The following is a 12,034-nucleotide window of genomic DNA, read 5'->3' on the forward strand; positions in this document are numbered from 1 at the left end:
TAATACCAAGTTCCGAAATACCATGTTGCAACACGAGGTACTGGCAAAAGAAACCCTGTATGGTATTTCCAAAAAATACAATATTGCCATTGAACAGCTTTATAATCTAAATCCCGGATTAAGAGAAAATGGATTGCAAATAGGGCAGTTGTTAAATCTTTCAAAAAAGACAGAAACACCTAAGAAAACTCCTGCTGCTACAAATATTTCAACTGACAGTTTTCGTCTCATTGATGTAAAACCCGGAGAAACTATCTATGGCATTGCAGTAAAAAATCAAGTAACTGTTTCAGAGATTTATGAGTTAAATCCTGAACTGGCTTCAGGCGGGATTAAAGAAAACCAGAAAAAAAAATTCCGGTTTCTGGTAATCTGATGACAGAACCTTCTAAAACAAATGATAAAAAGCAAACTTCTAAAGCAGCCAATGCGAAAACCATTATAGTAGAACCTAAAGAAACGGTTTATAATATTTCTAAAAAATACGGTATTTCTCAGGAACAGCTTTTGCAGTGGAACCCTGAATTGAAAGATGGTTTGCGAATAGGAATGGAACTCATCGTAGGAAAACCCACCATCAAAAAATTTGATCTTGTAAAAGACGAACCGGTAATTACAGGAAAAACAGATAATATTAAAATAGCAGGCTTTAGAAATGATAAAGATATAAAAGAGCTTGTATTGCTTTTGCCGTTTAATTTAGATAAAAACAATCCGGATAATAAAACAGAAATCAATAAAATACTTAATAACGATGTGTTTTTAAATATGACGTTAGACTTTTATTCCGGAGCACTTATCGCAATTGATTCTGCAAGAGCAATGAATCTTCCGTTGGAAGTGAAAATATTTGATTCAAAAGAGTCTAATCGTTCAATGAATGTGGCACAGTTAAAGCAGCAATTCGATTTTCGAATACAGATGTGGTCATCGGACCCTTTTTTCAAGCCAATGTAGATGCTATTTCTGAAGAGTTTAAAGACACCCCTACACTTATCGTTTCTCCTTTGTCTACAGACAAGGGAAAACCATATCCGAATCAGGTACATACCATGCCAAACACCGATATCGTTCGGAATGAAATGATGGAGTATTTACGGGCTCAAAATGGAAACATAATTGCTGTTTTAAACCCAAAAGCGGCAAGTTCGAGAAACTTTTTTGAAAGCAATTTCAAAGAAGTAAAGTTATTGGATGCAGCAGCTAACGGTGCAGTTACAAAAAGCCAAATAGAAGGCATGCTTGATAAAACAGGGGTAAACTATGTTATTCTGGAGTCAACAGCCTTACAAACAGCTATTGATTTGGTCAACGCCTTAAACAGTTTAAAAAACACTTATAGTATTCGTTTGGCAGTACTTGAAAAGCATGATGTATTAGATTCTACCGAAATAAATATTCAGACATTGGCAGATTTGCAAATGTTATTCCCGTCAGTCACCAGAGAGAATGACAATGCGAAATCAGATCGTTTTGCTGCAGCCTATGAGCAAGCAAATGGCAGTACACCCAATCGGTTTGTGACAAGAGGGTTTGATGTTACTTTTGATGTAATCAAGCGTATGTTTCAGTCTGAAGATGCAAATATATTTGATTATGGGACAGAGCAGGTAGAAAACAAATTTACCTATGTAAACGAAAACGGAGGAATTTACAATAATGCAGTTTACATTATGTATTACGATAAAAATCTAACGATAAAAGAAGCAAAATAATGTTGTCAAAAGTTATCTATTTAGGAGAGTTAAGAACACAATCTGTTCATTTGGCCTCTGGTTCGGAAATTATTAGTGATGCACCTGTTGATAACAATGGCAAAGGAGAAGCTTTCTCTCCAACCGATCTGTTAGCAAATTCACTGGCTACGTGTATGTTTACCATTATGGGAATCAAGGCAGCGGGTATGGCGATTGCTTTAGAAGGATCAACAGCAGAGGTGATCAAAGAGATGCAGTCAGAGCCTCGGAAAATAAGCAAAATTAAAATTGTTTTTCAGATGAATACACAGCTGGATGAGAAACAACAAACAATACTGGAACGGGTAGCCCTTAGTTGTCCTGTTTATTTAAGTTTGCATCCGGATATCGAAAAAGATATTACTTTTAACTGGAAATAGTTTGGAAGATCAACAAAAGCAACTCATTGAGCTGGCTCATACCAAAATGCCTTTCGGAAATACGAAGGGCGTTTTCTTATTGATTTACCTGAGCACTACATCGTCTGGTATCATCAAAAGGGATTTCCTAAAGGCAAAATAGGAAATCAGCTGCAACTTATATATGAGTTAAAGCTAAATGGCTTGGAATATTTGATCCGTACGATTAAAGAAAAATATCCAAAACCTTAAATAAGCCCTAATCTTTTAAAATCTGTACTTTCTGCTTTAGAAACACAAATTATAATTGTATTTTTGCCAAGTTTAAATAATTGCAACAACACAACACACTATACAATCAATGAAACAAACAAAATATATTTTTGTTACGGGCGGTGTTACTTCTTCTTTAGGGAAAGGAATCATTGCAGCTTCTTTAGCAAAATTATTACAGGCGAGAGGGTATCGTACCACAATTCAGAAATTTGATCCCTATATCAATGTTGATCCGGAACCCTTAATCCTTATGAACATGGAGAATGTTTTGTTACCAATGACGGAGCGGAAACGGATCTCGATCTTGGACATTACGAACGTTTTTTAAATGTACCTACATCTCAGGCAAATAATGTAACTACAGGAAGAGTATATTTATCTGTAATTGAAAAAGAAAGAAGAGGAGAGTTTTTAGGTAAAACCGTTCAGGTGGTACCTCATATTACCAATGAAATCAAAGAACGTATGCAATTGTTGGGTAATACCGGCGATTATGATATTGTGATTACAGAAATAGGAGGTACAGTTGGTGATATAGAATCGTTGCCTTATATAGAATCAGTGCGACAGTTATTATGGGATTTAGGAGACAATAATGCCATTGTAATACATTTGACATTAGTACCTTTTCTGGCTGCAGCGGGAGAATTAAAAACAAAACCGACCCAGCACTCTGTTAAAACGTTAATGGAAAGCGGAATAAAAGCCGATATATTAGTCTGTAGAACAGAACATGAGCTGTCAACTGAAATACGTCAGAAATTAGCGGCTTTCTGTAATGTAAAACCTGAAGCTGTAATCCAGTCCATAGATGCTTCTACTATTTATGAAGTTCCTAATAATATGTTAGAAGAAGGCTTAGATAAAGTAGCTCTTAAAAAACTGGATCTGCCTGAAAAATCATTACCGGATTTAGTAAAATGGAACGACTTTTTACATCGTTTAAAAAACCCTAAGCACACGGTAAACATTGGATTAGTAGGTAAATATGTAGAATTGCAGGACTCTTACAAATCGATACTGGAAGCATTTATCCATGCTGGTGCAGAAAACTATACGAAAGTAAATGTAGTAAGTATACATTCAGAATACCTTACCATGAAGAACGCAGAAGAGAAATTGCAAAATCTTGATGCTATCCTTGTTGCTCCGGGGTTTGGTGCTCGTGGTATAGAAGGTAAAATAGAAACGGTGCGTTACGCCAGAGAAAATAAAATTCCGTTTATGGGAATTTGTTTGGGAATGCAGATGGCAGTAATCGAATATGCCCGAAATGTTCTGAAACTTGAAAACGCTAATTCTACAGAAATAAATGATAATACACCTCATCCGGTCATTACATTTATGGAAGAGCAGAAAACAATTACCGATAAAGGAGGAACCATGCGTTTAGGAGGATGGGATTGTGAAATTAAAAAAGGTACCAGAGCATACGATATATATAAAAGTACCTTGATTAATGAACGCCATCGTCACCGCTATGAATTCAACTCTTACTATCAGGAAGATTTAGAGAAAGCAGGACTTATCGCATCGGGTATCAATCCTGAAACAAAATTAGTAGAGATTATTGAACTCAAAGACCATCCGTTTTTCGTAGCAGTTCAATACCATCCGGAATATAAAAGTACTGTTGCCAATCCACACCCGCTTTTTGTGAGTCTGATTAAGGCAGCTGTTGAAAAAAAAATAAAGGCATAATAAAAACAAAGCCTTTCATTTCTAAAAATTAAGTAAAATCATAATGGGAGAAAAAAAATTAGACAAAAGTAGTTTAATTGGAATGGGAGTTATCGCTGCTCTTTTATTTTGGATGATGTACAGTAGCAAAAGTACAGATACATCAAAAGAAACAGAAGAAAAAGCAAAAACCGAAACTGCTGCTACCAACAAAACATCAGATATTGATCATCTGGTAAAAAACGCGAATGACACTGCTGTTAATCCGCAATTAAAAGCAGCTCTCGGGGCTTTTGCTTACAGTGCTACATTGCCATCTGTGAAAGGTAAGGATGTTAAAGTTACGAATGATTTAATCACGATAACTTTCTCGAATAAAGGTGGTTATATAAAAGAATTGAAGTCAATAACGTAAAGAGAATTTCAAAACATTCAGATGAATTGGTAAAAATCATCAAGGACAACAATTCTAAATTAAACCTTCAGTTTCAGTCAAAAGACAACCGTGTATATAATACCAATGATTTGTATTTTGAACCTACTTTGGCAAAAGAAGGAGAAAATCAGATCGTTTCCATGAAATTGAAAACTTCAGAAACGGCTTATCTGGAATACCGATATGTAATCAAGCCAAAAGAATATATGCTTGATTTCAGCATCAGAACGGTTGGTTTATCAAATATCGTTGACGGTTCTAAAACTGCAGAGCTGGAGTGGCAGTTAAAAGCCTACAGAAATGAGAAAAGTATCTCTTACGAAAACCGTTATGTAGAAATTGCATATGAGCATGATTCCGGAAAAGATGATTATCTGAGTGCTACAAGCAAATTTGAGGAAAAAACCATTTCAGAGGTATCCTATGTTGCTTTTAAACAACATTTTTTCTCTTCCATATTATTGACAGATACTCCTTTTAAAACAACAAGCTTAAAATCTCAGAATCTGGTTTCGGATGAAAAATTAGATACGGTTTTTACAAAAGATTTCAATGCTAAAATGCCTTTAGAATTCAAAGGAGGCGAATTGAGCTATAATATGAATTTATACTTCGGGCCTTCAGATTATGATATCCTTAAAGGCTATAAAAGAAATCTGGAGCAAACCATGCCTTTGGGGTGGGGAATCTTCGGATGGATAAATAAATTTCTCTTCATTCCTGTATTCGGGTTTTTAGTAAAATTCATCCCTCATGGTATCGCTATTATTGTTCTTACCATACTCGTACGCCTTGTAATGTCGCCTATTACATATAAATCGTATGTTTCTCAGGCAAAAATGAAAGTGATTCGTCCTGAAGTAGCAGAAATCAATGAGAAATTCAAGAACGATCCGATGAAGAAACAGCAGGAAACAATGAAATTGTATTCCAAAGCTGGAGTGAACCCAATGGCGGGTTGTATTCCGGGCTTATTACAGATTCCTATTTTCTACGCCTTGTTTCAGTTTTTCCCTTCAGCATTTGATTTACGTCAGAAATCATTCTTGTGGGCAGATGACTTATCGTCTTATGACAATGTACTGAACCTTCCTTTCTATATTCCTTTTTATGGAAACCACGTAAGTTTATTTCCGATTCTGGCATCTATTGCTATTTTCTTCTATATGAAAATGACAACAGGTGATCAGGCGCAAATGACTACACCACAGGAGGGTATGCCGGATATGAGCAAGATCATGAAAATCATGATTTATATCTCTCCGCTTATGATGTTGTTTTTCTTTAATAATTATGCTTCAGGTTTATCATTATACTATTTTATTTCCAACCTGATTACCATTGGAATTATGTATGTGATCAAAAATAAAATTGTAAAAGAAGATAAAATCAAAGCCAAAATTGAAGAGATAAGACCAAAGAGCGTCCAAAAAGCAAATTTCAACGCAAGATGGAAGAAATGATGGAGCAGGCACAGCAACAAAAAGCAAATCAAAATAAAAAATAATTTGTATTTATTTACTAATTTTAGCAACCCGGATAATTTATTCGGGTTGTTTTTTTAGCAATATGAAGATATCGGCTTGCAAAGAAAATACAATAATATAAATAATAACAGCGTTTTATACAACAACATTTATAACAGAGAACAGCATGAAAAAAATCATCAATTCAATTTTGGTAATGGCTTTCTTTATCTCAGTAACCGCATCGGCTCAGGAAAACCGCAAAAATGCTCAGGGACAGAGAGAAGGAAAATGGACAGGATATTATGAAGGAACCAATAACCTGAAGTATGAAGGAACTTTTTCCAATGGAGTAGAACAGGGAGAGTTTATATTTTATGCAGATGAACCCGGAAAGGTAATTATTGCAACAAGAAATTTTTCGCAGGGCAACGGAAATGCTTATACAGTTTTTTACGATGGTAAGGGAAAAAAGATGACGGAAGGGAATTTTCTCAACAAAAAGAAAGATGGAAAGTGGATTACCTATCATCAGGGAGGTAAAAACATAATGAGCGAAGAATACTATGTAAATGGAGAACTTCATGGTTTGAAAAAAGTATTTTATCCCGACGGTAAAATGTCAGAAGAAATCAATTATCAAAACGGTATTCAAAACGGATATTCATACCATATGCTGAAAATGGTGTAAAACTCCGTGAAGAATTCTATGTAAACGGTGCACAGCATGGTAAAGCAATTTACAGAGACGGTAGTGGAAAAGTGGTTTCTGAAGGTGAGTATGACAATGGTAAAAAAATTGGTCCTTGGGCAAAAAAACAAGCTGTTAAAGCTTCTGTAAAAAAATAAATTTCTGATTTATAAAATCGTAACTTTGCATTTCAGATTAAAATGAAATGAAAAAAAGAGTAGTAGTAGGTCTTTCCGGAGGGGTAGATTCAAGTGTAGCTGCCTACCTTCTTAAAGAACAAGGATATGAAGTTATTGGACTTTTTATGAAAAACTGGCACGATGATTCGGTCACTATTTCAAATGAATGTCCATGGCTTGAAGATAGCAATGATGCCTTAATGGTTGCTGATAAATTAGGAATACCTTTTCAAACAGTTGACTTAAGTGAACAATACAAAGAACGTATTGTTGACTATATGTTCAACGAATATGAAAACGGACGTACGCCAAATCCGGATGTATTGTGTAACAGAGAGATCAAATTTGATGTCTTTATGAAAATTGCTGTAGAGCTTGGGGCAGATTATGTGGCAACAGGACATTATTGCCGTAAGGAAGTAATACAGGTTACAGAAAACGGAGAAACAAAAGAAATACACAGACTTTTGGCGGGTGTTGACAATAATAAAGATCAATCATACTTTCTGTGTCAGTTGTCTCAGGAGCAACTTGCAAAGGCTTTATTTCCGATCGGTCATCTGACCAAACCTGAAGTTCGTGAAATTGCTGCTGCCAATGATTTGATCACAGCGGATAAAAAAGACTCACAAGGGTTATGTTTTATCGGAAAAGTGCGTTTGCCTGAGTTTTTACAACAACAGCTCAAACCTAAAAAGGGAATTATTTATGAAGTTTCAAAAGAAAGTGCTTTATACCATAATGAACCTGTAACGTATCCGACAAAAGAAGCGGAACTTATCGCTGCTTCAGCATCTGTAAAATATACATCTGATGATGCAAAAAAAGTAGCTGAACACAATGGCGCTCATTATTACACTATCGGACAGCGAAAAGGACTTAATGTAGGTGGAACTGTAGAACCGTTGTTTATCATAGCAACTGATGTAGAAACCAATGCTATTTACACAGGACAGGGAAGTGAACATCCCGGATTGTTTAAAAAAGCTTTGCATGTAAAGCCGCATGAAATTCATTGGATAAGAGAAGATATGGCATTGAAAGACGGAGATACTCTGGAAGTCAAAGCCAGAATACGTTACCGCCAACCTTTACAAAACGCAGTTTTGCATAAATTTGAAAGCGGTATGTATGTTGCTTTTGAAGAACCGCAGTCCGCCATTACAGAAGGACAATTTGTATCATGGCATTTAGGAGAAGAATTAGTTGGTTCGGGAGTAATTTCATAGATTAGTGCTTTCTAATTTTTGAAAATATGAAACGATACTGCTTAGCCATCATATTATTACTATCTAATATAACCTATGCCCAGGATCTGGAAGATGCCTGGGTATATTTTTTAGATAAACCCCAAAGTTCATTTTATCTTCAAAATCCGGATCAGATGTTGTCTCCGAGAGCCATACAAAGAAGAGTTCAGCAAAACATTTCTTACGATATAAAAGATGTTCCTGTAGATGCGGCTTATCTTTCACAGATACAAGCGGCTTCCGGAATTGAGGTAAAAGCAACGTCTAAATGGCACAATGCAGTTCATATAAGGGGAACACTTGAAAACATACAGCAGCTTGGAAATTTTTCATTTGTTTCGACAATTGTTTATGCCAACCATAGTTGGAATAATCAGCAAAATACCGCTGTACTTTCAACTATAAAAAATGAAAAAAAGAAAGGAAAAAACCTGCAACAGCCACAGATAAATTATAATTACGGCAATTCATTTCTACAGTCTGAAATGCTAAACGTACCTTTTCTACATTCCAATAATTTTACAGGAGAAAATAAAGTTATAGCGATTATGGATTCCGGTTTTCTGGGGGTAAATACTACTGCACCTTTTCAATATATACAAAACCAAATTTAATTGCGGGTACTTATGATTTTGTACACAGAACAGAAAACGTATATACCTCACATAATCATGGCACCATGGTACTTTCTGCAATTGCAGGTATGGCAGAAAACCAGCTCATAGGTACGGCTCCGAATGCTCTGTTTTATTTATTCATTACAGAAGATATTGAGTCTGAAAATCCCGTAGAGGAGAGTTACTGGGTCGAAGCTTTGGAAAAGGCAGATAGTCTTGGAGTTGATATTGTGAATACTTCTTTGGGCTATTTTTCGTATGATAATCCCTCTTATTCTTATAATAATAATCAAATCAACGGAACTTCTTTTTCATCCGTGGCTGCAGACATAGCATTCTCTAAAGGAATGATTTGTGTCGTTTCAGCCGGAAATTCTGGAAATACAGCAAATCCGACAATAGGCGTTCCTTCAGATGCAACAACAGCATTAGCCATCGGATCTGTTGACAATACCGAACAGAGAAGTTCATTCAGCTCTATTGGGCCAACATCTGACGGTCGAATAAAGCCGGATCTTATGGCAATGGGAACTGCTACTATAGTTGCGAATCAAACCGGAACAATAAGTCCGGTAACGGAACTTCTTTTTCAGCACCTATTGTTTCCGGAGCCATAGCCTCATTATGGAGTGCTTTTCCTGAAATGACCAACGAGGAAATCATTAATATTGTAAAAGCTTCTGCTGATAGATATGCAAATCCGGATAATTATTATGGCTATGGAATACCTGATTTTATGCAGGCTTATCATCAGGTATTGAGTGTTAAGAAACAAAAAGAAAGTGTCTTCTGCCTGTATCCGAATCCTTTTTCAGAAGCATTATTTTTTTCCTGTGAAAAAGAAGTAGGAAATACTATATTTGAAATGTATAATTTGCAGGGACAAAAAGTATATGAAAATACTCAATGGATACCCGATACCGCTCTGAATTTGTCTTTTTTAGAGAAAGGAATTTATTGGTATGTTTTGAAGAACGCGACTGCAATACAACAAGGAAAATTAATTAAACAATAAAATGAACAGAATAACCCGATTATTTAATATAAAATATCCTGTTATACAAGGAGGAATGATATGGAACAGCGGCTACAAACTGGCATCAGCAGTAAGTAATGCCGGAGGTTTAGGACTCATAGGTGCCGGCTCTATGTATCCGGATGTATTAAGAGAGCACATTCAGAAATGCAAAAAAGCAACGGACAAGCCTTTTGGAGTAAATGTGCCGATGTTATACCCCAATGTAGAAGAAATCATGCAAATCATCATCGATGAAGGGGTAAAAATTGTATTTACTTCTGCTGGCAATCCTAAAACATGGACGTCTTATCTTAAAGAAAAAGGCATTACAGTAGTACATGTAGTAAGTTCTACAAAATTTGCTCTTAAAGCCCAGGAAGCAGGTGTTGATGCTGTAGTAGCAGAAGGATTTGAAGCCGGAGGACATAACGGTAGGGAAGAATCAACAACCCTGACATTAATTCCGATGGTAAAACAGCAAATCAGTATTCCTTTAATAGCAGCAGGAGGCATTGCCACAGGAAGAGGAATGCATGCAGCAATGATTTTAGGAGCAGATGCAGTACAAATGGGAACCCGCTTTGCCATGACTACAGAAAGTTCATCCCACAACAACTTTAAACAAATGCTTGCCGAATTGGGAGAAGGAGATACTCACCTAACCTTAAAAGAGCTGGCGCCAGTTCGTCTGATAAAAAATAATGTTTTATAACGATATTCAGGAAGCCTATGCAAAAGGAGCAACGGTGGAAGATCTAAAAGCAGTCTTAGGTAGAGCACGTGCAAAAAAGGGGATGTTTGAAGGTGATCTTATAGAAGGTGAACTTGAAATAGGACAAATAGCAGGATTACTCACAAAATAAAATCAGTACACGAAGTAGTTGATGATATCATAAAGGAATTTAAGGAATCAATAGCTACACCAATCAGTTATTAAAAGAAAAAAGGTATTGCTAATTTTTTATAAGTAGCAATACCTTCCAAAAAAAAATAACTATGAAATACAAAATTTAATTAATTGCTTAATAAATTTGTTATTCAAAATTACTGATTATCAACGTTGTTAAGTGTTAATAAAATCTAATATAACAAATGTTTAACTTTATTTAAAGTTTCATGAAAGAAATCCAATTATTGAAAATAGATGATATGAATCAGCATAAGAACAGTTCTAATTTTTATGTGAATACCATTCAAAATCATCTCATCAATAATCATCAAAGAATTGAAAAGCCGCACAAACATAACTTCTATGCCGTTTTTTTATTTACAAAAGGATCCGGAACACATGAAATAGATTTTACCACTTATGAAGTCAAGCCGGGTGCCATCTTCTTTTTATATCCGGGTCAGACCCATGGTTGGCATCTTTCGGATGACATTGAAGGTTATCTGTTTTTTCATACTAAAGAATTTTACGAAATGGGATATGTAAATAACACTTTGTATGAATATCCGTTCTTTAAATCAAATGCTTCTAATAAATGTTTTTATCTGGATCAGATGTTTACTTCAAAGCTCATGCATGATATAGAAAACATTTATAATGAATATCTGCAGAACAACTGGAAAAAAACTCAGTTGATATTGAGTTATCTCACTCAAATCTATATTTTACTCAACCGGCAGATAGAAAGCAATAGCCTGATAGATCATAATAGCCTGAGGCATTATCAAAACCAGTTCAACACCTTTGAACATTTGGTTGACAAGTATTACAAAGAAATCAAATCCGCCAGTGAATATGCTGAAAAACTCAACATCACTCAAAAACATTTAAACCGTATTGTAAAATCCATTACGGATAAAACCACAACAAACATCATTATTGAACGTAATATTCTTGAAGCTAAAAGAAACTTGATTTACACCAATAAAACATTCAATCAGATTGCTCAGGATCTGGGCTATACTGATTATTCCTATTTTAACAAACTGTTTAAAAAATACACAGGAGAGACTCCGACCGAATTCATCAAACGCTATAAAAAATAATCAGATTATTCTTGCTCATCTTTATCATAAAATAAATTCAACCACATAAGCCTTGATATTTTATAATTAAAGGTTGAAAGCAATAAAATAGTGATGACAACTAATATAAACATGGTCATAAATGACCAGCCAAACAACAGTCCTAAAACGAATACGGCTACCATCTCGGCAACGGTTAAAGCATAGCTCATATACATAGCTCCAAAATAAAAACCGGTCTCTCTGTGGAATGAATAGCCGCAATTGTCACATTTCATTTTCATCTTAGGCATTTTAAATAACAATGGATTACCATTAGAAGATATAGAGAGCGTACAATCTCTCTCAACAA

General features: G+C 35.3%; 10 protein-coding genes and 5 pseudogenes. 14 read left to right on the forward strand and 1 reads right to left on the reverse strand.

Annotated features, from left to right (window positions below):
* The 14 genes and pseudogenes from QW060_RS27935 to QW060_RS28000 form a co-directional block, all read left to right on the forward strand.
* A partial coding sequence (locus QW060_RS27935) for a LysM peptidoglycan-binding domain-containing protein (protein ID WP_290365708.1) occupies window positions 1-376 on the forward strand: 376 nt, incomplete at its 5' end.
* A complete protein-coding gene (locus QW060_RS27940) occupies window positions 376-957 on the forward strand; it encodes a LysM peptidoglycan-binding domain-containing protein (protein ID WP_290365709.1) in 582 nt (193 codons plus the stop codon). The genes QW060_RS27935 and QW060_RS27940, both read left to right, overlap by 1 nt.
* Window positions 924-1,715 carry a hypothetical protein gene (locus QW060_RS27945; protein ID WP_290365710.1) on the forward strand — a complete coding sequence of 264 codons (792 nt, stop codon included), beginning with the start codon at window positions 924-926 and terminating at the stop codon, window positions 1,713-1,715. The genes QW060_RS27940 and QW060_RS27945 overlap by 34 nt, the downstream gene beginning before the upstream one ends.
* Complete coding sequence (locus tag QW060_RS27950) at window positions 1,715-2,116, forward strand: OsmC family protein (RefSeq protein WP_290363091.1); 402 nt, start codon at window positions 1,715-1,717, stop codon at window positions 2,114-2,116. Before QW060_RS27945 ends, QW060_RS27950 begins: the two co-directional genes overlap by 1 nt.
* 46 nt (window positions 2,117-2,162) lie before the next feature.
* Window positions 2,163-2,347: pseudogene (locus tag QW060_RS27955) on the forward strand (DUF3820 family protein).
* Between the two features lie 109 nt (window positions 2,348-2,456).
* Window positions 2,457-4,072: pseudogene (locus QW060_RS27960) on the forward strand (CTP synthase).
* 43 nt (window positions 4,073-4,115) lie between these two features.
* Window positions 4,116-5,994: pseudogene (yidC, locus tag QW060_RS27965) on the forward strand (membrane protein insertase YidC).
* A gap of 146 nt (window positions 5,995-6,140) precedes the next feature.
* Window positions 6,141-6,644: a toxin-antitoxin system YwqK family antitoxin gene (locus tag QW060_RS27970; protein WP_290365711.1), complete on the forward strand. Its 504-nt coding sequence runs from the start codon at window positions 6,141-6,143 to the stop codon at window positions 6,642-6,644.
* Between the two features lie 205 nt (window positions 6,645-6,849).
* On the forward strand, window positions 6,850-8,052 hold the full coding sequence (gene mnmA / locus QW060_RS27975) for a tRNA 2-thiouridine(34) synthase MnmA (protein ID WP_290363086.1): 1,203 nt from the start codon (window positions 6,850-6,852) through the stop codon (window positions 8,050-8,052).
* 26 nt (window positions 8,053-8,078) lie between these two features.
* Window positions 8,079-8,687 (forward strand): hypothetical protein, encoded by a 609-nt coding sequence (locus tag QW060_RS27980; protein WP_290365712.1) that lies wholly within the window; start codon window positions 8,079-8,081, stop codon window positions 8,685-8,687.
* Between the two features lie 65 nt (window positions 8,688-8,752).
* Window positions 8,753-9,354 (forward strand): annotated as a pseudogene (locus QW060_RS27985) (S8 family serine peptidase); the annotation flags it as partial.
* A gap of 72 nt (window positions 9,355-9,426) precedes the next feature.
* Entirely contained in the window at window positions 9,427-9,705 is a 279-nt protein-coding gene (locus QW060_RS27990; RefSeq protein WP_290365713.1) for a T9SS type A sorting domain-containing protein, read from the forward strand.
* Between the two features lies 1 nt (window position 9,706).
* Window positions 9,707-10,645, forward strand: a pseudogene (locus QW060_RS27995) (NAD(P)H-dependent flavin oxidoreductase).
* 179 nt (window positions 10,646-10,824) lie between these two features.
* Window positions 10,825-11,703 carry an AraC family transcriptional regulator gene (locus QW060_RS28000; protein ID WP_290363083.1) on the forward strand — a complete coding sequence of 293 codons (879 nt, stop codon included), beginning with the start codon at window positions 10,825-10,827 and terminating at the stop codon, window positions 11,701-11,703.
* A 5-nt stretch (window positions 11,704-11,708) separates the two neighbouring features.
* Here QW060_RS28000 and QW060_RS28005 read toward each other — a convergent pair whose 3' ends face one another.
* Entirely contained in the window at window positions 11,709-12,008 is a 300-nt protein-coding gene (locus QW060_RS28005) for a DUF983 domain-containing protein (protein ID WP_290365707.1), read from the reverse strand.
* Window positions 12,009-12,034 lie beyond the last annotated feature (26 nt).

The sequence above is a fragment of the Paenimyroides ceti genome (genome assembly GCF_030409925.1).